The following is a 24,294-nucleotide window of genomic DNA, read 5'->3' as shown; positions in this document are numbered from 1 at the left end:
ACCTATGTAATAGATTACGAGAAAGAGGTGCAGAGAAATGAACAAAAAAATGAATGAAAAATTCGGCATTGATCCATCAAAAGGCATGGAAATTGGCTTATATTCTTTAGGAGATCACATTAAAAATCCAATGACAGGAAATATAATCAGCGAACAACAACGAATCAATGACATTATCGAAGCGGCAAAATTTGCCGATGAAGCAGGAATCGATGTTTTCGGTGTAGGTGAAAGCCACCAAAGTCATTTTATCGGACAAGCTAACCAAGTGATTCTATCTGCAATTGCAGCACAAACAAAAGATATCAAAATTTCCAGCTCAGTCACAGTTCTAAGTACCAATGATCCAGTTCGAGTTTATGAAGAGTACGCCACCTTAGATTTAATTTCAAATGGTCGTGCAGAAATCGTTGCAGGTCGAGGTTCTCGTGTCGGTGTTTATGAACTACTTGGGTTTGATTTAAAAGATTATGAAGAATTGTTCGAAGAAAAAATACATTTGTTAAAACTATTGAATGAAGCAACACCAAATGAACGAATGAATTGGAAAGGTGCCTTTCGTGCGCCATTGCAAAATGCAGAAATCTTACCACAACCAGTGCGTGGATATTTACCTATTTGGCGAGCAGTAGGCGGACCAGCAGATAGTGCAATCAAAGCTGGATTAGATGGGATTCCAATGATGCTAACGACTTTAGCAGGACCAGCCCCTATTTTCAAACGTGCTGTGGATGCGTATCGTTTATCTTTAACAGAAGCAGGTTATGATGAGAAAGAATTCCCGCTTGCCACGACGAGTTTGTTTTATGTTGCAGAAACGGGTAGTCAAGCACGTAAAGAAATGTATCCATTTTTAAATGCTGGTTGGTCAGCGATTCGTGGCGGAACGTATCCTAAACAACATTTTGCTCAATCGCAAGATACACGAGATACGCTAATGGTCGGAGGCGTCAATGAAATTATCGAGAAGATGCTTTACCAATACGAATTATATGGACACCAACGTTTTATGGCTCAAATCGATTTTGGGGGTGTGCCGCTGAATCTGGTGAAGAAAAACATTGAACTAATTGCGACAAAAGTGATGCCGGAAGTTAAAAAATACACCAAAGAATAGGCGGAATGTTTATGAAAATCGTAGCAATAATCGGCTCAGCTTTTGGCAGTAAATCAAGAGTAGCCGTAAATTATACAATCAATAAAATAAAAGAAGTAAAAGAAGGCGCCGAAGTAGAGATTATTGATTTTGCCGAAATACAATTTCCATTTGTAGATGGGCGAGAATATCTTCAGCATGAAGGTGAAGTTGGCACAGCATTGAAAAAAATTATGGATGCAGACGGCTTGATTATTGGAACGCCGATTTTTCAAGCATCGATGCCAGGGACCTTGAAGAATTTATTTGATATGTTACCAGTCAATGCTTTTCGGAATAAAGTAGCAGGAATGATCGTTACGGCCGGATCAGAAAAACACTTTTTGATCCCTGAACAACAAATCCGTCCTGTTTTGAGTTATATGAAGGCTAATTTAGTGCCGAACTATGTGTTTATTACGGATCAGGATATTATTCGGCAAGAAATCAAGAACCCAGATATCGAATTCCGATTGGATCGATTCGTGGATGACTTTTTCTTATTGCTGGATACGTATCAAACGATTATTCAACAAAAAGAAGCGGAATATGATTTTTAAAAGTTACTGATTGAGCTTGTACACTCTTCTTTTTGAGAAGAGTGTACTTTTTATACCGTAAAAAGTAAAGGCTAATGTTTAATTAAAGTGATATCATAAGAGTAACTTTTAAAATAATGATAAATCATAGATTAAGGAGACTCGAGATATGGAAACGTTCGATCAGAATAGTTTGAAAAATGTAGTAAAAAAATTTCTTGTTGAGCAAAATTGCCTAAAAACGTATGATCACTGTATTTCAGTAGGAGACTATGCTTATGAGTTAGGTAAGGATTATTTGGATGAACCTGAGAAAGCTCGAATTGCAGGTTATTTGCATGATATTTCAGCAATTTATCCAAATGATCAAAGAATCGATGCAGCTAAGAGGATGGGAATCGAGTTATATAAAGAAGAAATGGCGCTCCCGATGATCATTCACCAAAAAATATCAAAGGCGATAGCATTAAATGAATTCAAGGTGACTGATCCAGTGATTCTGTCTGCTATAGAATGTCATACCACTTTAAAAGGGGACTATTCGGATTTGGATTTAGTTGTATTTATCGCAGATAAAATAAAGTGGGATCAAGAAGGAGAACCACCTTATATTGCAGGTCTTATGACGGCATTGGAGAATTCGTTAGAAGAAGCTGCTTATTATTATATTGAGTATTTATTAAATCATGATATCCAGGTGATTCATCCGTGGTTGAATGAAGCACATGTGAAATTGAAAAAACAGTTAACCTCTGTTTAGCTTTTATTTTTAGAAAGATATAATGAAAACCTACTTGGTTCTTTTATTAAAAGAACCAAGTAGGTTTTTGTATATTATGATAGTTTCAATTTGCTTTACAATAAATCAGCATCTTTCAAAATATCTCCAATATAGGTATCTTTTGTTTTCTCAACAAATTTCTCAACGATTTTACGTTCTACAAAAGGTAATTCCATTTCAGTCAGTTTTTTCTTATCTGATAAGTAGTAAACGGAATTCGCCAATGTCCGCAAATCATAAGCTGAAGCAAATACTTCTGGTACACCGCGTTCAACATCAAGTAATTGATAAACAGCTTCCATCGCAGTTCTAACTGAGTATTCAGTAGTGAACACTGTATCTCGTTCTGTTTCTGCAAAGTTACCAATAAAGGCCAAGTTTTTAGAACCTTCTGGAATGACCAATGGACGATCACCAGGTTCACGCAGCATAAAGTAAGAGGTGATAAACGGCATATAAACGGGAATTGCTGTACATGAATTTTGCGCAAATTTAATGATGTCTTCTTCAGGAACGCCTAAGTGATACATCAATTCTTGGGCAATTTCTTCACCAGAACATTGTTCGATCGGTTTTTTAATATAATTTCCTGGAGTATTTGACAACAAGCCGTAGACCCAAGTGATTGATTGTTGCTCATTTTGTTCTTTGAAATGGGGTTGGCGGTGCATTGCAAAACTCATCAACCAGTTAGAATCCTTGATGGTAATGATTCCACCCGTTACGATTTTTCCTGTTCTCATTTTACGATGTGTCAATCTAGAAATATAAGGTTCGATATCGAAATTTTCCCAGGTTACAGTAGCGGAAACAAACCAACTTTCAGCTGGTAAGTTCTCACAAAAGACATCGGGGTTTCCGAACTCTGGTGATTGTTTCGCTAAATTTTTCCAAAGGTTCCAGCTACCGCCTAAATCATGTGTGATCGGTGCAGGTGTATGATGATCGCCTTCTGTCGAACTTTCAGTGATCGAGCCATTTGTGACAAAGACTAAATCATTTTCTGTTAAGTGAATTTCTTCTGTTTTTCCAGCTCTTGTTAGTAAGATGCTTTTAGCGATTTTTGCGTCTTCGGTGATATCGACTTTGATATCATTGATTTTTGTTTCATATTGGAAGTCTACGCCATTGTCTTTTAAAAAGCTCAACAATGGTTTAACTAAAGATTCAAATTGATTGTAGCGTGTAAATTTAAGTGCAGTAAAATCTGGTAATCCTTTGATATGATGGATAAAACGCATTACATAGCGTCTCATTTCAATAGCTGAGTGCCATTTTTCAAAAGCGAACATCGTACACCAATATAACCAGAAATTAGATTCAAAGAATTCTTCAGTGAACACATCTTCGATCTTTTTCCCGATAAGCTTATCCTCTGATGTCATAAATAAATCGACTAATTCTTTTTGGGCTTTTTTAGATAAAGTAAATTCACCGTCATCAGCTGCACGTTCGCCGCGATTGTAAATGATTCGGCAATTTGAAGAGTTAGGGTCATCATGATCCAGCCAGTAAAATTCGTCTAAGACTGAGGCATCGTCTACTTCTAATGAAGGAACAGAACGGAAAAGATCCCATAAACATTCAAAGTGATTTTCCATTTCACGACCGCCACGCGTAACAAAACCATCATGGGGTATGAATTTTCCATCCAAAGAGCCTCCAGATAAGGATAGTTCTTCAAAAATATGGATATGTTCACCTTTCATGTGTCCGTCTCGAATCAAAAAGACTGCTGCTGCTAAACCGGCTAAGCCTGCGCCCACGATATAGGCATTTTTATCATCCACGCCTTCTGGTTTTCTGCTTCTTGCAAATGCTTCATAGTTTCCACTTACGTACTTCATAAATATCCCTCCTGATTTTTGATTTGTTACACCGTCATTGTAACAAGAATCATTTTTACTAACAAAGGATAGCTGTAGTGTTTTAGACAATTAATAGAGAGTGTCTGGATTTTTATTTTAATGAGATAAATTCACCATCGACAGCAGTTGATAAAGATCTTTACGAAGGGAGAAAAAGCTATTTTTGGAATACTTAAATGTTTAGCAGGGAAGCTGTTCAGATAGTTAGCCCAAAAAAAATTATCTTTTTTCAAAATGAAAAAAATTAAGATAAAAAACATGTTGATGTAAGTGGTAGAGCTAGTTCTCAAAATGGAGTGGTTTACAAGTTTGATTGAACGATTAATTAATCAAACTATGTATTGCTAGTTTTTATTTGAAAAACAATTTAATAGCATCTTTTAGAGAAAGAATCCATCTTAAAGGGAGATATTTTTCTTTGTAATCGATAAATATATTTTTTCTTTGGCTTGTATTATATGGTAAATTTCGTTTATTTTGATTTATATAACGATGTAATATTTATCTTTTTTTATGATATATTTGCATTATCATTTATCTTCTTCTATTCAAAAAAAAATGAGAAAAAAACAAGAAAATCCGTGTTATATTGAGTGCTGTCTTGAAACTAAAAAAGACTAAATAAATTAAAGAAGGAGATTAAAGTTAATGAACATGACTAAAAAAACTATTGGGTATTTATTTTTTGTGATGATCGCATTTTTATTGGTATTTACAGGAGGACAAAAAGCTTTTGCTGCGCCAGTTTTGACGGTGGATACTGACTTGAAAGGCTACGATGCAACTATTACAACAAAAGCAGATGGGACAAATGTTTTGACAACTAAAAAAGGTGAATATTTGTTAGACGAGACGGCAACTCTATATAGCTCACGAACAATCACAATCAACTTGAATAACACGAAACCAGTAAATATGGGTGCAATTAATGTGAAAAGTACCCTTGAATTTAGAGGGAATGGCGAGTTGAACGTAACTACTACTGAAGATACAGGTATTTCTGTTGGCATGCATTTACGTGCATTCAAGATGTCAAAATATGGTAAAGGACATGTAACAGCAACAGCTGCTGGGACAGGTTTGTTCGTTCATAATGAGATCCAAATGGATGGCGGTACGGTAGAAGGTTTTGGTGCAAATTACGGAATTTATAGTGAAAATGATATTAAACCGTATCATGACGCTGTTTTAAAAGGTACGAGTAGTGAAGGGACAGGGATCTACGCTTATCGCGATATTTATGCATGGAAAGGTGCCACTGTTATAGGCGAAGGGAAAATTGCTGGAGCTCGTTCAATCATTGCGCATATCCAAGCCGAAGACGCAGGTAGCTCAATTACTGGTATCTCTACAGATATCAACAGTCCATATTCAGCGCTTCATGCAGATAAACAAATGTTACGTGCTTACTCAGGTGCTGTAGTTCGTGAAGAGTATAAAAAACCAACATTTGAAATTACAGATGATGTACCTGTATTTGTAACAGACTTTACAAGTGTTGCCCGTAATATGAAAGATATGAAAAATTATACGTGGGTTTCAGAACCTGATAACGTCTTTTTAGATGCGCAAGGTGGTTTACTAGGAGACCTTTCTAAAGGAACACCTAAAGAACTTAAAATCATCGGTTCGCGTCAAGAAAATAAACTGTGCTTTAACAAAAATGAAGTGAGTCAATTAAAAACGAATGGCAAACATGAAGTGATTTTTTCGGAAACACCAACTAGATTTGTTGTACCGGTAACGGTTAAACATTGGATTTATGATACTAATATAAAAGAGTATGTAGTTTATCAAGAGTCTGTTCACGATATAGAAATTGGAAGTGAGTTCAAAGTAAATGACTATATTTTTGACTTCTCAAGTGTAGGTGGCGAAGGTCAACTTGAAAAAATCGATCATAGTGATTTTATCGTTGAAAAAACTGGTAAAGATTTAGTAGTAAATTATTATTATGATGTTGAATTTTAGTTATAATAATGAAATACACTTCAACGGCTAGATAAAGATAAAAGCGTGGTATTCTCCGAAATGGATGAATACTACGCTTTTTATTATTCTATTTGTAAGGCTAGCTTTCTTTTCTTAATCAACGACTGTCCACTCATTCAGAGTCTTCCCGTTAGCATCGATTAATTCCAACCAGCTATTTGTTCCTCCAAAGTATAAAAATAAGCCGACCTCATTGACACTTTTTAAAATGATATCTTCAGTTGTGACAAAATTTTTTACTTTATCTTTATGATCTTCTCTGATTCTTTGCCCCATTTTGGCAGAAAATCCTAGTGACCCATCTTTGTTAAGTGACGGTTCAGGCATCATTGTAGCACCAGCTTTTAGGAGCATTTCGTTTCGTTTGTGCCAAAGAGCAGTGGCTCTGCATCCTCTTGCATCTATAAAAAATTCTATTTGGCTGACTTCTTTTGTCCATTTATGACGTGCTTTGGCCGGTTTTGCTTTTTTAGGTTCCTCATGGTGTTTTAAATGGTAGCCAAATTTTTCAAGAACGAATAGAACTTCATTGTTATAAGATGTGACTGTTTTTTTATAGCTTGCTGGAATCTTTGTTTTTATCTCAGGTATATTAGCAAGTTTGATGTCGTTTTCAACAGCTTCTGTGATAAACTGTTGGACTAAATAGTCCAGTTCGATGTCCCAAGATGGAGCAACTGTGATTATTTTGTTAAAATCTAGTTCATTTTGGAAAGTCCCTGCTTCTGATTTTCCTATTGAAATTATTGTATGGTCTTTGAGTAAAATATAGACTGCTGGTTGATCTAGGGTGATTTCTTTTGCCGCGTCAAGTATGTTGATGACTCCTTGGTGGTCGTTAAATTCAATCGTTGTTTTGGTTTCTGAGATATGGACAGATAGTTTGATTTCCATGTTAAGCTCCTTTAGAAAATGAATGTATGTTTAGTGTCTATTCTTTGAATTGAGGTACTACGCATCCTTGATTTTATCATGAAAGTAAAAATAAATCTTTTAATATAAGTCTATCTGTTGACATTTCCAAGTAATCGCAGTAAAATTTAAATGTAACTTAGATTGTTACTAAGAGTTGGAGTGATAGACATGGCCATGTCGACGAAATTAAGTGTCGCGATCCACATCCTCAGTTTGATCGAAATCGGGCCGCCCGATCGTGTTAATTCTGAATTGATCGCATCAAGTGTAAATACCAATCCAGTTGTTGTTAGAAGACTGATGAGCAAGTTGAAAAAAGCTGGACTCATTCATACAAGTAGAGGCGCGACTCAGACCTATTTACTGAAAAAACCAGAAGATATTTCTCTTTATGATATTTATGAGGCAGTTGAATTAGATCACGAAGTATTCAATATTCACCAAAATCCTAATCCAAACTGTCTAGTAGGAGCAAATATCCAAACGGCTTTAGAAGAACAATATACGAAGGTTAAGCAAAGTATGGAAACAGAATTAAAAGAGATTGCTTTATCTGATGTAATCCATCAAATCAAGCAGCAAGAGACTTGAACAGGTCTCTTCTCTTTTTAGATTTAAATGTAACAGAAAAAGTTTCATTAAAAGAAAGGAAGATAAATATGAAAGTAGCAATTTTAGGAGCAAACGGTAAAGCAGGTTCAGCCATTTTGAAAGAAGCAAAAAAACGAGGACTAGATGTAACAGCAATCGTTCGTGATGCAGCCAAAATCACAGATGGCACACCTGTGATCGAAAAAGATGTATACAGCTTAACAACCGACGATGTAAAAGACTTTGATGTTTTGGTTAGTGCGTTAGGTTTCTGGGGTGATGTGAGTGAATTTACTGGTTCAACGCAACATTTAATCGATATTTTGACAAATACAAAAACACGTTTGCTAGTAGTCGGTGGCGCTGGAAGTTTATTTGTAAACCCAGAACACACTGTACGCTTAAGTGAAACACCAGATTTTCCTGAAGCTTTTAAACCATTAGCAACTGCAATGGGTAAAGGTTTGGACTTGTTAGAAGCCGCTAAAGGTCTTGATTGGACATATATTAGTCCAGCAGCAGATTTTGATGCAGAAGGTCCAGCAACAGGCAGTTATGTTGCAGCTGGCGAAGAATTAGAAGTAGATAAAGATGGCAAGAGCTATATCTCATACGCTGATTATGCAATTGCGATGGTCGATGAGATTAAGAAAAATGCGCATCCGAACCAACGTTTTAGTGTGCATCAATAGAAAAATATTTGAGGCGTTAAAACAAAGCTGTGAAACGTTTTGTTTTAACGCCTTGTTTATTTTGAACCGAAATTCTTTGCATTACAAAATTGATAGGCTCTTGCAAGATGATTATAAGGCAAAAAATCAGTCTTTATTTTATAATACGTTAGGTTAATAAGTGAGGAGCAGATCATAATGGATAATTTAACAACGAGTAGGTTTAAGGGGCTTACGACATTTGATTTAAAAACAATTGGGATCGTTTTAATGTTTATTGATCATATTCACCAAATGTTTGTTCCGATGGGGGCACCGAATTGGTTGGATTGGTTTGGGCGACCTGTTGCGACACTTTTTTTCTTTGTCAGTGTGGTTGGGTTTAGTCATACAAGAAGCAAAGAAAAGTATATGATGCGTTTGTATTTAGGCATGGTTATCATTACATTAGGCAGTTTTGTTTTACAGAAGGTTGTCGGGTATGAAGAAGTTCAGTTGATGAATAATATTTTTCGTGATCTTTTAGTAGGAACATTAATGATGTACGGAATCGATAAGATTTCTGAAGGCCGCTCAAGTAAAAAAGTCGGGAAAATTTTATTAGGGATTGCTATTATACTATTTCCAATTATCTCTTCTGCAATTTTGGTTTCACTTATGTCAAATCCAAGCACGATCATGGTAACCGTTTGGGGTGTTAATTTTATTCCAGCATTACTGTTTACGGAAAATAGTGTGATGGTCTTGTTGATTCCGTTGATGTATTTAGCAAGAAATCAGCGTTGGTTGCAATGTGTGCTGATTGCTTTAGTAGCAGTGCTGTTCTTTTTCCAAGGTTCGACACAGTGGATGATGATTTTTGCTGTGATTCCTATTATGTTGTTTAATGGCGAAAAGGGACGAGGAATGAAGAATTTCTTTTATTTCTTCTATCCATTGCATATTTGGATTTTGTATTTGATTTCAGCGTATATGTTTATGCATTGATTTATTGGTGAAAAAATGAGGTTGGGACAGAAGTGTTTAACTCCGGGAAATAAGAAGGAATTGCTTCTTATTTCCCGGAGTTTATTCGGATTCCTTGAGGCTGAGATGTGACTCGTAAAGTTATGTCTCAGCCTCATTTTTTCTATATATTAGTACTAATAGCATTTAGAGCAAGGTGTTAGACCTCTGGCTTGAGCCTCTTCTAGTGTTGCTGGAGTGTAGGTTCCGTTGCCGCACTTGCGATTATGATATTTGGATCCAGTTGCTGTAACTAAGACTGTTTGTCCAGTTCCCTGTGTATCTGGTGCAGGAGTTTCTGGTGTTTGAGCTGCGAGTGTTTGTTTTACACCATTTGCTCGGTTTGTTAATTCAGTATTGCCATTTGGTAGTTCTTTGATTCTAGCAATTGCTTGGTTGTAATGATCATCTGTTGGTTCCTGTTCGGCTTTTTCTACGGCTTCACGAGCTGAGGCGATTTGCTTTTCTGTCTTTTCTTTTTCAGTAATTTTTTGCTGAACAGTTGTTAAACGCTTTAGTAAAGAGTCTTTATTTAGAGTTGCTTTTGCTACTAAAGCAGTTGCTGAATCGACCTGTTCTTTTGTTTGTTTTGTTTCCGCCAGTTCAACAGCTTCGTAAATCGGTACATTCTCTTTTACGATCTCTAAACGTTTTGTAAAGTCGTCTTTTTCCTTTGTTAATGAAGTAATACGAGTTGCGGCTTCATCATAATTTTTTTTCGTGGGTTTATTTTCGGCTAAAACTAGGGCAGTTTCGGCTTTTTTCAGTGTATCTTGATCTTGTTTTTCTTCATTTAAAAAAGCAACGAAGGCTTTTGATGGTTTAACTTCGATTGTTTCCGCTTTGTCGTTGTCACCGATTGAAGCGACGAAAGTCAGTTTTTGCGGCTGATCATCTTTTAACGTAACTTTGTAAGAAAATTCTCCGTTGTTTGTTTTGATTTTCTCCCCATCAAGTGTGATTTTACTTTGGTCATTCGTTTTTCCTTCTATTATTGCGGTTCCTTGATCGTTTGTTTCTATTGATTTGTCCGCAATGTCAATGCGTGGTGATGTGGGTGTTAAGGCTAGTGCACCAATCATTACGACAAAACTAGCTCCGGTAAAAATTAAAGCCTTCTTTTTCGGTTGTTTTTTGAAAATAGTCTTTAATGAGAGAAAACCTCCAACTCCTATCCCTAAAAAACTTAATAATCCAATAATTGCTGTCATTTTTATGCTGTTCCTCCTTTTAACTCAATATACAAATTGTATCATATTATTATATAAATGATACTAATATCACTGTTTTAAATTATAAAGTAGACAAAGCCGTTTGATAGTAATAAAAAAATTTCCTGTGATAAAATGAAATAAGAATCGTTTACGTATCTTATTAGAGAAGGGGAGAAAAATGAAAGCAGAGATCATTGCAGTTGGTACAGAGTTGTTATTAGGGCAAGTCGTCAATACAAATGCGACTTTTCTATCAGAAGAATTAGCAGATTTAGGAATCGAGGTGTATTATCATACCGTTGTAGGAGACAATCCGCAGCGTTTAGAACAATTGCTGATTGAAGCTGAGGGACGTAGTGATCTAATCGTTTTATGCGGCGGCTTAGGGCCGACAGATGATGATTTAACCAAAGATACTGTAGCTGAACATATCGATCGTTCTTTAGTCCAAGATAAGCAGGCGCTTACTCGTCTTCATGAATTTTTCAAGTTTTCAAAAAATAAAATGACTGAAAATAATTTAAGACAGACCTTGATGATCGATGGGGGAATTGCTGTTCAAAATCCTACAGGGTTAGCAGTAGGAACCTTGATCACCGAAAATGAGACGACTTATTTATTATTACCAGGACCTCCCAATGAGTTAAAACCGATGTTTCAACAAAATGCTCGTCCATTATTAGAAGAACTTTTCCCGCAAGCAGAGCAGCTGATCTCTAGAGTTTTGAGATTTTATGGGATTGGAGAATCGCAATTAGTGACAGAATTAAAAGAATTGATCGACACTCAGACCAATCCAACAATCGCCCCATATGCTAAGCCGAATGAAGTAACATTACGCTTAACAGCTAAGATCGCTGATGAAATAGCAGGTCAGCAGTTGTTAGATAGTCTGGAAGCGAAAGTCATGAATAAAGTCGGTGAGTATTTCTATGGATATGGTGACGAGAATAGTTTAGTAAAAGTCACAGTAGAGGCACTAAAAAAATACGGAAAAACCGTAACAGCCGCAGAAAGTCTGACAGCAGGTCTTTTTCAAAGTACCTTAGGAGATATCTCAGGTGTTTCAGAAGTATTTAAGGGTGGTTTTGTTACCTATTCTGCTGAGACAAAAGAACTTTTTTTAGGGATCGATCCGGCATTGCTTGAAAAAGAAGGAACAGTCAGCGAAGCTTGTGCAATCGCAATGGCAGAACAAGCAAGAAAATTAGCAGATGCAGACTTTGCAGTATCGTTTACAGGTGTAGCGGGCCCAGATGAATTAGAGGGTCAGCCAGCAGGAACTGTCTGGATCGGTTTAGCGCAAAAAGGTCAGCCGACTATAGCTATACTCCAACATTTTAATCGTGATCGAAAGTACATTCGTCAAAGCGCTGTAATGAAAGGCTTAGACCTGATTCGAAGAGCGTTATATAAGAAAAAATAAAAAGGCGAATGTTTGTTCGTTTTTCTCTTGCTTTTTTTAAATAAACCAGTTATGATATATTTATTGAAAAGGAATTTAAATCGTTTATATATAAGGAGGATTATCGATTGGCAGATGATCGTAAAGTGGCCTTAGATGCCGCATTAAAAAAAATTGAAAAGAACTTTGGTAAAGGTTCAGTAATGAAATTAGGGGAAAAGATCGATCAACAAATTTCGACTATTCCCAGTGGTTCACTAGCATTGGATGTGGCATTAGGTGTAGGCGGTTATCCTCGTGGACGAATCGTTGAAGTTTATGGACCAGAAAGTTCTGGTAAAACGACTGTTGCATTGCATGCGATCGCATCTGTACAACAACAAGGCGGAACTGCTGCATTTATTGATGCAGAACATGCCTTAGATCCTCAATATGCACAAGCATTAGGTGTAAATATCGATGAACTACTTCTTTCACAACCAGATACTGGTGAACAAGGATTAGAAATCGCAGATGCATTAGTTTCCAGTGGTGCAATCGACATCGTTGTTATTGACTCTGTAGCAGCCCTAGTACCTCGTGCAGAGATCGATGGGGAAATGGGTGCAAGTCACGTTGGTTTGCAAGCGCGTTTGATGTCACAGGCATTACGCAAGCTTTCAGGTTCGATCAATAAGACGAAGACAATTGCGATCTTTATTAACCAAATTCGTGAGAAAGTCGGCGTTATGTTCGGTAATCCTGAAACGACACCTGGTGGTCGTGCCTTGAAATTCTACGCAACTGTTCGTTTAGAAGTAAGACGTGCAGAACAATTGAAGCAAGGAACGGACATTATCGGTAACCGTACAAAAATCAAAGTTGTTAAAAACAAAGTAGCGCCACCATTTAAAGTCGCTGAAGTAGATATCATGTATGGCCAAGGGATCTCTCAAGAAGGAGAATTACTTGATATGGCTGTAGAAAAAGATATTGTTGATAAGAGCGGAGCATGGTATAGCTATAAAGAAGAACGAATCGGTCAAGGACGTGAAAATGTTAAAGTTTACATGACTGAACATCCAGAAATGGTCGAAGAAGTTTCTAAACGTGTTCGTGATGCATTCGGTATTGGTGATGGAACAGCTATCGTTGAAGAAGAACAAGCGCAAGAAGAACTTCCTCTTGACGAAGAATAATACAGATGGAGAGGCAAACCAATAAGAGCTTTCAAAAGCTTTTTGTTGGTTTGTTTTTTTGTGTAGTGGAAATTCTTTTCACCACCAGAGCTCTTTCGTCGGGAAAGGGCTTTTTTAAGTTGACACACTGGTGTACAAACATTAGAATAAAGTTGTATACAAATATTAGTATATAACTTTTACGTGTATGCAAGTAGACATATTGATAATTGATTATAGTTTATCAGAAAACTACATGAATATTGAAAATTTGAAGATAGTACGGAGGTGGAAACAATGGGTTTAGAAATTCTCCTCGCTATCATCGGTGTAATTGTCGGTCTTGGTTTAGGGTTAGTCGTTGCAAAATCACGTCATGAAAAGGCTATAGATGGTGCAAAGTCCTCTGCAGAAGGCATAATTGAAAGTGCTAAGAAAGAAGCAGAGACTCTGAAAAAAGAAGCTTTATTAAAAGCTATGGAAGAAAACCAGAAGTATCGGTCAGAAATTGAAAGTGAGTTGAAAGAAAGCAAAGTAGAACTTAAATCTCAAGAAAATCGTTTATTACAAAGAGAACAAACGTTAGATCGTAAGGATGATTCTCTTGAAAAACGCGAAAACTCACTGGAAGAAAAAGAAGAGAAACTTGGTGCTAGACAGCAATTAATTGATGAGCGAGAAAAAGATGTAGAAGAACTAGTTGAAAAGCAACACCAAGAAATAGAACGTATTGCTTCACTATCTAAAGACGAAGCAAAAGATATCATTATGAAATCAACAGAAGAAGAATTAAGTCACGAGTTGACAGTAATGGTTAAAGAATCTGAGCAACGTGCCAAAGAAGAATCAGATCGTAAAGCCAAAAACTTACTTTCTCTAGCGATTCAACGATGTGCAGCTGATTCAGTTTCTGAAACGACTGTCTCTGTTGTTAGTTTACCAAATGATGAGATGAAAGGAAGAATCATCGGCCGTGAGGGACGTAACATTCGTACATTAGAGACCTTAACAGGAATCGATTTGATTATTGATGATACGCCGGAAGCTGTTGTACTTTCTGGATTTGATCCAATTCGTAGAGAAATCGCTCGTATGACACTTGAAAAATTGATTCAAGATGGTCGGATTCACCCAGCTCGTATTGAAGAAATGGTTGAAAAGTCGCGTAAAGAAATGGATGAACGTATTCGTGAATACGGTGAACAAGCTGCCTTTGAAGTTGGTGCTCACACATTACATCCAGATTTGATCAAGATTTTAGGTCGTTTACGTTTCCGTACAAGTTATGGTCAAAACGTATTGAACCACTCAATCGAAGTTGCGAAATTGACAGGTGTCTTAGCCGCAGAAATTGGCGAAGATATTCAATTAGCAAAACGTGCAGGTTTATTGCATGATATTGGTAAAGCGCTAGATCATGAAATCGAAGGTTCTCACGTTGAGATCGGTGCTGAATTAGCTGCTAAATACAAAGAAAATTCAACAGTCATCAACGCAATTGCATCCCATCATGGCGATGTAGAAGCAACCTCTGTTATTTCTGTATTAGTTGCTGCAGCAGATGCTTTATCAGCTGCTAGACCAGGTGCACGTAGCGAATCAATGGAAAATTATATTCGACGCTTAGAAAACTTAGAAAATATTTCTAATGGTTTTGAAGGAGTTGAATCTAGTTTTGCTGTACAAGCTGGACGTGAAGTCCGCGTTATGGTCAAACCAGATGAAATCACAGATTTAGAAGCGGTTCGTTTAGTTAGAGATATTCGTAAGAAAATCGAAGACGACCTAGATTATCCAGGACACATCAAAGTGACCGTTATCCGGGAAACGCGTGCAGTAGATTACGCTAAATAAGTAAAGTCAAAAGAAGCAACGCCCTTGGGTAAGTTGCTTCTTTTTTTATCGTTTAAATTAGAAAAAATTCAGAATATTTTTACTAAACCCGTTGTAGTGTTTTAATTGTGATAAGCTTAGAACTTTGTTATATTCTTTATAGCTTTTATTAAAATTGGGGGTTTTTTATATGAAATTAAAGAAAAGTGCCTTACTAGGTTTAATTACAGTATCAAGCATTGCCCTAGTTGCATGTGGTGGAAACGCTAAAAATGCCGATGGCGGTTCAGGCAGCGATGGAAAAGTATTTAGATTTATTGAAAGACAAGAAATGCCAAGTGCAGACCCTTCACTTGCAACGGATGAAGTAAGTTTTGTTGCGTTGAACAATGTTTATGAAGGAATTTACCGCTTAGATAAAGATAGTAAACCTCAACCATCTGGAGCCGCAGAAATGGCTGAAGTCAGTGAAGATGGTTTAACGTATAAAATCAAATTAAGAGAAGATGCAAAATGGACAGATGATAAACCGGTAACGGCAGCAGACTATGTTTATGGCTGGCAGAGAACGGTTGATCCAGCAACTGGGTCAGAATATGCTTACATGTTCAATTCTGTAAAAAATGCTGAAAAGATTTCTAAAGGTGAAATGAAAAAAGAAGAACTAGGCATAAAAGCAATTAGCGATTATGAGTTAGAAATCAATTTAGAAAAAGCAACACCGTACTTTGATTACCTATTAGCATTCCCTTCATTTTTACCACAAAGACAAGATATAGCTGAAAAATATGGTAAAGACTATACAACAGCTAGTGATAAAGCTGTTTATAATGGTCCATTTACATTAACTGATTTTGATGGACCTGGAACAGATACAAGCTGGTCTTACACAAAAAATGATAAATATTGGGATAAAGATACAGTGAAATTGGATAAAGTTGCAATCGATGTTGTAAAAGAAGCACCAACTTCTTTGAACCTATTCCAAGACGGTCAAGCAGATGAAGTGCCACTATCTGGTGAACTAGCACAACAAATGAAAAATGAACCAGATTACATCGTCTTAAAAGGCGCGTCAACTTTCTATCTTGAACCAAATCAAAGAGAAGAAAACTCGCCTTACCGCAATGTGAATTTACGTAAAGCAATCTCATATGCAATTGACCGCAAAGCGTTAGTTGACCAAATCTTAGCCAATGGTTCTGCAGTTCCAACAGGTCTTGTTCCAGAAGGCTTAGCGACTGATCCAAAAACAGATGAAGACTTCGCTAAAGAGTCAGGCGACGAAGTTGTTTATGATGTTGATAAAGCAAAAGAATCATGGAAGAAAGCAAAAGATGAATTAGGTGTTTCTACATTATCAGTTGATTTATTGATCGATGATACTGACAATGCGAAGAAAATGGCTGAATATCTTCAAGGTTCATTATCTGATACACTAGATGGACTAAAAGTATCGGTTAGTCCAGTACCATTCTCTGTTCGTTTAGATCGCTCAAATAAAGGTGATTTCCAAATCGCAGTTAGCGCTTGGGGTGCAGATTATGCTGATCCAAGTAGTTTCTTAGATCTATTTACAACAAATAATTCTTATAACAGAGGTCACTATTCAAATCCAGAATATGACAAATTAGTAGAAGCTGCGGCAACAACTAACGCAAATAATCCAGAGGCACGCTGGAAAGATATGCTAGATGCAGAAAAAGTGATAATGGGTGACATGGGTGTTATTCCGTTGTATCAAAAAGCTGAAGCGCATCTTCGCTCTGACAAAGTCAAAGATGTTGTTTACCACTCAACTGGTGCAAAATATGACTTTAAATGGACATACATTGAAGATTAATTAGCATCATTAGTTAAAAACAAACTAAATTTTAACAGATTTAAAAGAGAAGAAAACAACTGGATAAGTTTTTTATCTTCTTTTTTTGTTATTTATATCCTTGAAAAACACTTGGAAAATTGATAGAATTAGAAGTAAGGTTACCTATCCCAAAAAACAAAAAGGTAGAACAAAACGAATAAAAGTTTTGTTCTACCTTTTGTTTCTTATTCAAAAAAACGTAAAAATTTCCAAAAAACATCTGGAAACAAATAATATTGTAATTTAAATGAGTTAAAATGGATGCTAAAGGTAAAGAATCAATCTCAAAAAAAAAAATATTTGCGATATTTTCTAAAAAAATTCTTTATTGTTTGACAATATAGAATAGAGTATAAATAGAAAACCCATTTTCTATTACAGTTACAATTTTAATGTTAAAACGTATGTAAGTCAATGGGTGGATAAATTTATTATTTTCATGTTTTTTAAAATGAAGTAAAAAATTAGAGAATTATTAATTATTATTTTTGTGATTTGTATGGGAATTCATTGATATGACAGGCTTTAAAGAGGGTTATGAGAATAAGCTGTCAAAAATACCGTCAAAAAATCTGGAGGAAATCATTATGTCTAAAAAAGGAGAAAATATTTATAAACGAAAAGACGGACGTTGGGAAGGGCGTTATGTTAAAAATCGCACTCCTGACGGAAAAATTAAATACGGTTATGTGTATGGAAAAAAATATGCTGAAGTCAAAGAACGTTTGATTATATTAAAGGCGAAATATGCAGGGAAACAAAATTTTCAAAATATTTATTATGGGGATTTTCCAGATTAGGTATTATTTTGGAGAGAAAAATATTTAAAAAAAATGGTTAAACCGACGACCTTTTCTGTTTATTCTGGTGTTATTAATAATTATTTATTATTTTATTTTAATAAAAAAAGATTAAATAAAATCAATTCTGCTGACATTCAAGAATTTATTGAATATCTCGAAAACTTACAATTATCTTCCGGGTATATAAGAAACATTTTCCATATTTTGAAAATTTGCTTTCGTGAAGCTGAGAAAAAAGGATATATTAATCAAAATCCATGCATAGGAGTTACGTTACCAAAAACAAAAATAAAACCTGTTCGATCATTAACGATTAAAGAGCAACGTAAATTGGAACTAGTCGCATTTCAATCGAAAAGCTGTTCACCAATAATTTTAGCATTGTATTCTGGAATGAGAATCGGTGAAATCAGTGGACTAAAGTGGGATGATATTGATTTTGACAAAGAAATTATCCACGTTGAGCGAACAGTCTATAGAATAAGTAAAACGACTGATGAAAAAAAGAAAACCCAACTTATTGAAGGATCACCAAAAACCGAGAGTTCTCGGAGAATCATCCCATTATCACAAAATCTAAAAAAATATTTATTAGCTAAGAAAAAAGAAAGAAGTTGTGACTATGTTGTTGCCGAAAAAGGGAAGGTTACGGAACCGAGGCTGATTAACTATCGTTTTAAGCGATTGCTTCGCATCGCTGGACTGGAGAATGTACATTTTCATTCGTTGAGGCATACATTTGCTACACGTTGCTTAGAGAATGGCGCTGATATCGCAAGCTTAAGTCACTTACTTGGACATACATCCGTAAAAATGAAGTTGGATACATATACAGATTCTATGTTGGAAAATAGAAGAGCGGCTATTTCAGCTGTTGATTATTTGCTCTCTTCTTCTTCTCAACAATTCATTGAAATAGAAAAAATAGAAAAAAACGCGGGATGATTCCCGCGTTTTTTTTGGTTTCATGAGCCGTCAATAAAGTCGTCAAAAAGCATATATAATCAGTGTTTTCAAGCTTATTTAGCCTTGTTCTTTATTGTCAAACAATAAAGATAAAGAAAATAGATTTAAGAATTATACAATATGAAGATATTGTCTTCATATGAAGAAATGAGTCACAAAGTAAATGCCAACTAAATACACAGTAAAAGCATGAGCAAGGCAGCAGAGGAGGAAGAAATATGTACCACATAGGCTATGTAAAATTGTCAGAAATTAATGAAGAAGAGTACGTACATTCAATCAAAAAAGAGTGTTCCGTAGAAGAAATCAATCAAAACATAAGTTCACAGCAGTTAAAAACAAAAGATGGCATCATTATTTTTAGTAAAAATGATGAAATGATTTGCGCTGCTAGTGAAGTAATCTTAAAGATAAGGGAACAATCTAATGCATTTATTTGGATCATTGCTCCACAAATGAATAACATAAGCAAAGTTGTGTTTCTCCAATTAGGTGCAGATGGAACTTTTGATGATGAGCAATCATTAGATATCTTGCGGCTAACAATAATAAATGCATTGAAAAGAAGAATGGTAGAGCAACAGGAGAAACCAGAAAGATCAAATGAAGAACCTCCTTCGTTCATCTTAGATAACCGAAACCAAGCAATGAAAATTGAAGGAAAGCCAACAGCGCCGTTAACCAATTTAGAATATAGAACCTTACAGCTTCTTGCAGATAATTTGGGTAACACTGTAACATATGAAGAAATTTACGAGGCTATCTGGCATCAAAAATATACAGACGAAAAATACAAGATTGCCAATGTTATGTTTCATATTAGAGGGAAAATAGAGGAAGACACTTCAAATCCTGTCTACATAAAAACTGTGAGGTCAAAAGGCTATTTACTTTGTGAAGTGTAAAAAGAAATGTCTGACTTCATTTTTGAAAGGGGACAACTAAAAAAATGAAAAAAAGAAGAAGCATAGCAATTATTTGGTTAGCGGCATTTCTTTCAATAATGAGTATTCTATTCATGGTGAAATCATTCTCTCCAATCAAAGCAGCTGATGAACCAGGGAATCAAATCAAAATCGATGTACGCAATGAAACTGATATTTATCAAACAACAGTTGTTTTAACCATCGAAAATACTGAAAAACAAGAATTGATGATACAAACGGAAGGTATCAAGGAAATAGATAATAAAATAATAAACAATGGAATTGACTCAACATTTGACGGAAAAGTTGTAGTAGAGGAAACAGAAAATCCGAATCGCAAAAAGGTATTCATTGAAAATGGCACGAAACCACTTGTCTTGTCTTTTTCTGTAGAAAAAGAAGGAACAGCGAAACTAGGAAAAATCAACTTATTGGGAAATCATCAAAAAAGCTTAATTGAAAAAAGTATTGATTTCGAAGAGGTTTCCACAGAGACACAATCGGTAGATTCTGAAACGCATGATACAGAACTGTCAAAGCAGTCCAGAGCATTAACAAGGGATGCGACAACACCGCCAGTCAATGATAGCTTACCATTGCTAGATGTTTTTCGAACGCCGATTGGAACGGGGCCAGAATTGATCAATGATGGAAAAGTCTTAAGAGTTACGCAAAATAGGGGGAGTCAAATTGGAGCAATTTGGTCCAAACGAAAACTAAATTTGAAAAAAGATTTTCATCTGAAATCTTTTTTGTATTTAGGAGATCGAGGAGCAAGTGCAGGTGACGGTATGACGTTTACTTTGCAGAATGATCCTAGAATGGCAACATCACCTGAATTGGTTATTGGTTCTGCTGGCATGGGATTAGGCGCTTATTATAGCGGTCGTTCTGGAAATCCTTATATCCAAAGAGGGCTATCAATCGAGTTTGATACGTATTTTAATAATGGATCGGGCGATCGTATGGATCGGGAAGTTGGTCAAAATGGTAGAAGAGGGCACGTTGCCTTCGTTACGCCTAGTTTACAAAATAATAACTATACTGGTCAGCATCACAGCTGGATCTTAGCACAAGAATATTTATCTAATGGCAAGTGGAGGACCCTCGACGTTTTATGGGATTCTGTTACCCAAACATTGTCTTATACTCTTTCTGGTGTAGGGACGGATTCTTATCGAATTACAGATTTGAATGCAAAATTTGGTGGAACGGATGTCTATTGGGGATTTACTGGATCGACAGGTGGATCTTATGAAGAAAATGCAATAGCAATCACTCAATTACCTGGAGACATTGAACAAACGGCACAAATAGAAAACCTTACACAAAACATCGCACCACAAGAAACCGTACAGGCTAGAAAAAATGATACGTTAAAACTAAAAGATACGATCAAGTTTGATGGAAATAGCATTATGAGTACAGATGGCACAAAAATGAGAGTTAATTTAGCGGAAGGTTTGACCTATAAAACAGATACTTTGGCGTTAAACGGTGAGAAAATACCAGAATCATCGATTCAAAAGAATAATAATCAACTAATTATTTCTAATTTATCCTTTTCCCGTGCCGATTTCCCTTATGATCTGAGCTTAGAAGCAGCTGTCACAGGGAATGAAAATGATGTCCAACTGAAATCTTCGTTTGACTATCTTTCTTCTGTGGATGCGGTCGTCTCAACATCTAACGCCGTGTTTGTAAAAATTCCATTAGTAAAAGGAACAGTAACGATTCATTATGTCGATGAAAATAAAGTGGATTTAGCGTCATCTAAAACGTTAAATCAAAAAGTTGGAACAACATATAATGAAACGCCTATTTCTGTCACTGATTATCTCTATGATCGAACGGAAGGAAATGCATCAGGCATAGTTCAGGAAACCCCGCAAGATGTGTACTTCTATTATAAAAAAGCAAAGGCCGATTTGACTGTTCAATTTGTAGATGAATCTGGTGGGAAACTTCATGAAGCGGTTGTAAAAGAAAAAACGATCGGTGAAAAAGTCGATTTAACAAAAGAAAAAGAAGTAAAAGATGCAATTGCAGAAGTTCTTACAAAACGATATTTACTAGAAAATTCAGGACATCCTACAAATGAAAAAGCTGTTTTGATCAACGCAAATGGAACGAAAGTAACATACACGTTTCAAGGGACATTATCGATTTATTCAGGACCGAAAGAAATCAATTTTGGTAGCCATGAGGTCAGTTGGAAAGGGACAAAAGATGCCAATCCTTCTTATGATCAGCCATTGATCATTTGGGATAATCGTAAAACCTTAGACAATTGGAAACTTTCGGTCAAGCTAGAGGATGAATTAAGTATTCCAGATAGCCCTGATCATGTGCTGAACGGCGTTTTGAGTTATCAAACAGCAACAGATAAAAAAACACTATCTGTTGATGCCCAAGAAGTATTACGTACAAAACATGAAGCATCTGGTCAATACAATGTTTCAAATAAAACTTGGGGACCAGACAAACAAGGGCTTCGTTTGGATGTACCTCCTGGCGCAGTAAAATTGATTGGTGATTATGAAACAACACTGATCTGGCGTGTGGAAGAAGCGTATTAAATAATGGAAGGAAAATCAATGAAGAAAAAAAGCATAAATTGTTTCCTATTGACCTTTGTTGTCTGCTTCGGTCTTGGTTTAAGTAGTTTTTTGACGGTGGATGCTGAAGAAATAGGGCAGGTACAGACAAGTGCGGGTGTTGGCTTTTATGAGGACAGTACACAAAGCAGCAGCTCAATAGAGCCTACAGCGACAACTTCTCAATCAGATGTTTCTGAAAAACCTAAAGGTAGATACCCATCTACAGGAGAATTAGTGAAAAAAAGTTTAGCTCTTAGCAGTATTATCCTTATTCTTTTTGTTGTGTTATTTATTTTATGGAAACGTAAAAAGAATAACCAAACGAAAAATGGAAAGGAAGAGTGATCAGATCATGTTGAGAACAAACCGCGTAAACCTTCAAGTAACAGCTATGATTGTGATTTTTTTCTTTGCACAGCCGATGCGTTAACGCTGAGCCCATTGTTCATTCAGATGATGGCGCAATCAAATTTAATGGTGAGTATCCCAAAGGCGTTGTAGATCCGGAACATCCAGATAAAGGTGTTAATGCAGGTCCGAGTCCTTCAACAGATGGTGCATTAAGATTCGATTTTGTTCCTCAGTTGAATTTTTGGAACAACGTAATTTCAGAAAAGGATCAAGTATACCATGCAAATGCACAACTATTTTTAGACGGAACAGGTGCAAGAGGAAATTTTGTGCAACTTTCTGATTATCGGGAAAAAGGCAGCGGATGGAATTTACAAGTTCGTCAAGAAACACAATTGACTAAAGAGGCTACACAAAACAAAGAATTGAAAGGTGCCGTGATTTCATTTGATCAATCCTGGACGAATTCAATCAATAGTACCGCATATGCTCCAAGTGTCTCCAAAGAAGTGATTCATATCAATAACATTGGTGAGACATATGATTTAGCACAAGCAAAGCCAGGGACAGGTGAAGGGACATGGTCGATCATCTTCGGTGCTTCAATCGATAATGGTCAGGGGAAAAAAGATACTTTAAGTCCCAGGATCGATCAATACGGTCAGCCATTTTTAGATTCGAACTTTAACAATCAGCCAATCTATCAAAATAGTGCCGTTTCTTTATTCATACCAGGGAAAACTAAAAAGGACCCAGTCCACTATCAAACGATGTTAACTTGGATATTATCTGAGTTGCCATAAATAAAAAACATTTTGGGAGGAAACAAAAATGAAATTGACACACAAATTATGCGGGGCAGCGTTATTAACAGCAGTCGGAATTGGACTTGCTTTACCATCAGCAACAAAAGCGGACGGAGGAGATGAAAAAGTTCACTCTTCAACGGGCAAAATAAAATTTACCCAAGAAGGTACGGAAACAGATACAATCACACCGCCAGAAACAGATGGTCCTGAAATCACTGAACCAACTGGTAACACCGATAATGGTCCATTGAAAGTAATCGCTATTTCACCACTTGATTTTGGAACAAATGAAATCACTTCAGCAACTGCAGGTGGTTGGGAGTACTTTGCAAAAACGTTTAAAACAACTGAAAAAGACAATGAATCAAATGAAGTTGAAATGCCGAACTTCGTTACATTCAAGGACGAGCGTGCAGATGATAAAGCAAATAAATACACATTGACTGCCAAAGCAACAACATTTACGAATACAGCTGGTAAAGAATTGAAAGCTGCCACAATCACATATGATAACATTCGTCTAACAACAACAGGCGATGCTGGTCAAATCAATTCAGCAGCGGCACCAACAACAAAAGTTTTAGCGACAGATGGAACAACACCGTCAGAATTTGTCAATCAAGATGCGGATGATAAAGGATTTGGTCGTTTTGATTTAGTCTTCGGTAAAATTGCGGATGACAATGCTGATAAATCTATAAAACTTTGGATTCCAGCTGCCAATAATAAATTATCAACAGCAAGTGAATATACTTCAACAATTACTTGGACGATTGTAGATACACGCGCCTCTGAGAGTCCTGAAGAAGGCGAATAATTTAAACAATAGAAAATAAACGTAGGTTTGGAACAGACTCATCAGGTTTATC

Annotated in this window: 21 protein-coding genes and 1 pseudogene; 19 read left to right on the top strand and 3 right to left on the bottom strand. The window is 36.2% G+C overall.

From position 1 onward, the window contains the following. Positions 1-37: 37 nt before the first annotated feature. The 3 genes from IGL98_RS16655 (at position 38) to yqeK (ending at position 2,434) form a co-directional block, all read left to right on the top strand. Positions 38-1,117, top strand: a complete 1,080-nt coding sequence (locus tag IGL98_RS16655) for an LLM class flavin-dependent oxidoreductase (protein WP_206911381.1) — start codon at positions 38-40, stop codon at positions 1,115-1,117. An 11-nt stretch (positions 1,118-1,128) separates the two neighbouring features. Continuing rightward, positions 1,129-1,695 (top strand): NADPH-dependent FMN reductase, encoded by a 567-nt coding sequence (locus tag IGL98_RS16650; protein WP_206844203.1) that lies wholly within the window; start codon positions 1,129-1,131, stop codon positions 1,693-1,695. Positions 1,696-1,843: 148 nt separating this feature from the next. Then, the gene (gene yqeK, locus IGL98_RS16645; protein WP_206844205.1) at positions 1,844-2,434 is read left to right on the top strand and encodes a bis(5'-nucleosyl)-tetraphosphatase (symmetrical) YqeK; all 591 of its coding nucleotides are present in this window, start codon (positions 1,844-1,846) and stop codon (positions 2,432-2,434) included. A gap of 95 nt (positions 2,435-2,529) precedes the next feature. Here the strand turns inward: yqeK and IGL98_RS16640 are convergent, their stop codons facing one another. After that, a complete protein-coding gene (locus tag IGL98_RS16640) occupies positions 2,530-4,302 on the bottom strand; it encodes an oleate hydratase (RefSeq protein WP_069647457.1) in 1,773 nt (590 codons plus the stop codon). A 669-nt stretch (positions 4,303-4,971) separates the two neighbouring features. Here IGL98_RS16640 and IGL98_RS16635 point away from each other — a divergent pair. Continuing rightward, on the top strand, positions 4,972-6,294 hold the full coding sequence (locus IGL98_RS16635; protein ID WP_206912518.1) for a hypothetical protein: 1,323 nt from the start codon (positions 4,972-4,974) through the stop codon (positions 6,292-6,294). 114 nt (positions 6,295-6,408) lie between these two features. On the opposite strand, the gene IGL98_RS16630 is transcribed toward IGL98_RS16635, so the two are convergent. Continuing rightward, positions 6,409-7,209 (bottom strand): hypothetical protein, encoded by an 801-nt coding sequence (locus IGL98_RS16630; RefSeq protein ID WP_206912516.1) that lies wholly within the window; start codon positions 7,207-7,209, stop codon positions 6,409-6,411. 189 nt (positions 7,210-7,398) lie between these two features. Between IGL98_RS16630 and IGL98_RS16625 the strand changes: the two genes are divergently transcribed. The 3 genes from IGL98_RS16625 (at position 7,399) to IGL98_RS16615 (ending at position 9,479) form a co-directional block, all read left to right on the top strand. After that, positions 7,399-7,821 (top strand): Rrf2 family transcriptional regulator, encoded by a 423-nt coding sequence (locus IGL98_RS16625; RefSeq protein WP_206847184.1) that lies wholly within the window; start codon positions 7,399-7,401, stop codon positions 7,819-7,821. Between the two features lie 68 nt (positions 7,822-7,889). Continuing rightward, positions 7,890-8,513 carry an NAD(P)-dependent oxidoreductase gene (locus tag IGL98_RS16620; RefSeq protein WP_206847186.1) on the top strand — a complete coding sequence of 208 codons (624 nt, stop codon included), beginning with the start codon at positions 7,890-7,892 and terminating at the stop codon, positions 8,511-8,513. A gap of 177 nt (positions 8,514-8,690) precedes the next feature. Further along, positions 8,691-9,479, top strand: coding sequence for a TraX family protein (locus IGL98_RS16615; protein ID WP_206912514.1), 789 nt, complete (start codon positions 8,691-8,693; stop codon positions 9,477-9,479). A 155-nt stretch (positions 9,480-9,634) separates the two neighbouring features. Here IGL98_RS16615 and IGL98_RS16610 read toward each other — a convergent pair whose 3' ends face one another. Then, complete coding sequence (locus tag IGL98_RS16610) at positions 9,635-10,708, bottom strand: hypothetical protein (RefSeq protein ID WP_206912512.1); 1,074 nt, start codon at positions 10,706-10,708, stop codon at positions 9,635-9,637. 181 nt (positions 10,709-10,889) lie between these two features. Between IGL98_RS16610 and IGL98_RS16605 the strand changes: the two genes are divergently transcribed. From IGL98_RS16605 to IGL98_RS16550, 12 genes and pseudogenes are all read left to right on the top strand, one after another. Continuing rightward, positions 10,890-12,137, top strand: coding sequence for a competence/damage-inducible protein A (locus IGL98_RS16605; RefSeq protein WP_206912510.1), 1,248 nt, complete (start codon positions 10,890-10,892; stop codon positions 12,135-12,137). 107 nt (positions 12,138-12,244) lie between these two features. Then, positions 12,245-13,294, top strand: a complete 1,050-nt coding sequence (gene recA, locus IGL98_RS16600; RefSeq protein WP_010762249.1) for a recombinase RecA — start codon at positions 12,245-12,247, stop codon at positions 13,292-13,294. A gap of 276 nt (positions 13,295-13,570) precedes the next feature. Then, positions 13,571-15,127, top strand: a complete 1,557-nt coding sequence (gene rny, locus IGL98_RS16595; protein WP_069647451.1) for a ribonuclease Y — start codon at positions 13,571-13,573, stop codon at positions 15,125-15,127. A 169-nt stretch (positions 15,128-15,296) separates the two neighbouring features. Further along, positions 15,297-16,949: a peptide ABC transporter substrate-binding protein gene (locus IGL98_RS16590; RefSeq protein ID WP_206912509.1), complete on the top strand. Its 1,653-nt coding sequence runs from the start codon at positions 15,297-15,299 to the stop codon at positions 16,947-16,949. A 608-nt stretch (positions 16,950-17,557) separates the two neighbouring features. Continuing rightward, on the top strand, positions 17,558-17,770 hold the full coding sequence (locus tag IGL98_RS16585) for a hypothetical protein (RefSeq protein ID WP_242590249.1): 213 nt from the start codon (positions 17,558-17,560) through the stop codon (positions 17,768-17,770). A 21-nt stretch (positions 17,771-17,791) separates the two neighbouring features. After that, positions 17,792-18,022: pseudogene (locus IGL98_RS16580) on the top strand (phage integrase N-terminal SAM-like domain-containing protein); the annotation flags it as partial. Positions 18,023-18,103: 81 nt separating this feature from the next. Then, positions 18,104-18,718: a site-specific integrase gene (locus IGL98_RS16575; protein WP_277989063.1), complete on the top strand. Its 615-nt coding sequence runs from the start codon at positions 18,104-18,106 to the stop codon at positions 18,716-18,718. Positions 18,719-18,957: 239 nt separating this feature from the next. Beyond that, positions 18,958-19,644: a winged helix-turn-helix domain-containing protein gene (locus IGL98_RS16570; protein WP_206912507.1), complete on the top strand. Its 687-nt coding sequence runs from the start codon at positions 18,958-18,960 to the stop codon at positions 19,642-19,644. 44 nt (positions 19,645-19,688) lie between these two features. After that, positions 19,689-22,244 carry a lectin-like domain-containing protein gene (locus IGL98_RS16565; protein WP_206912505.1) on the top strand — a complete coding sequence of 852 codons (2,556 nt, stop codon included), beginning with the start codon at positions 19,689-19,691 and terminating at the stop codon, positions 22,242-22,244. Between the two features lie 18 nt (positions 22,245-22,262). Further along, positions 22,263-22,610 carry an LPXTG cell wall anchor domain-containing protein gene (locus tag IGL98_RS16560; RefSeq protein ID WP_206843237.1) on the top strand — a complete coding sequence of 116 codons (348 nt, stop codon included), beginning with the start codon at positions 22,263-22,265 and terminating at the stop codon, positions 22,608-22,610. A gap of 65 nt (positions 22,611-22,675) precedes the next feature. Next, on the top strand, positions 22,676-23,419 hold the full coding sequence (locus tag IGL98_RS16555; protein ID WP_242590247.1) for a WxL domain-containing protein: 744 nt from the start codon (positions 22,676-22,678) through the stop codon (positions 23,417-23,419). A gap of 28 nt (positions 23,420-23,447) precedes the next feature. Continuing rightward, positions 23,448-24,242: a WxL domain-containing protein gene (locus tag IGL98_RS16550; RefSeq protein WP_206912503.1), complete on the top strand. Its 795-nt coding sequence runs from the start codon at positions 23,448-23,450 to the stop codon at positions 24,240-24,242. The last annotated feature ends 52 nt before the right edge of the window (positions 24,243-24,294 follow it).

Origin of the sequence: Enterococcus sp. DIV0840 (assembly GCF_050527835.1) — a bacterium.
GTDB classification, from domain to species: domain Bacteria; phylum Bacillota; class Bacilli; order Lactobacillales; family Enterococcaceae; genus Enterococcus_L; species Enterococcus_L ureasiticus.
Note: the sequence above shows the minus strand (reverse complement) of the source record. Positions and strands in the feature narration are given on the sequence as shown.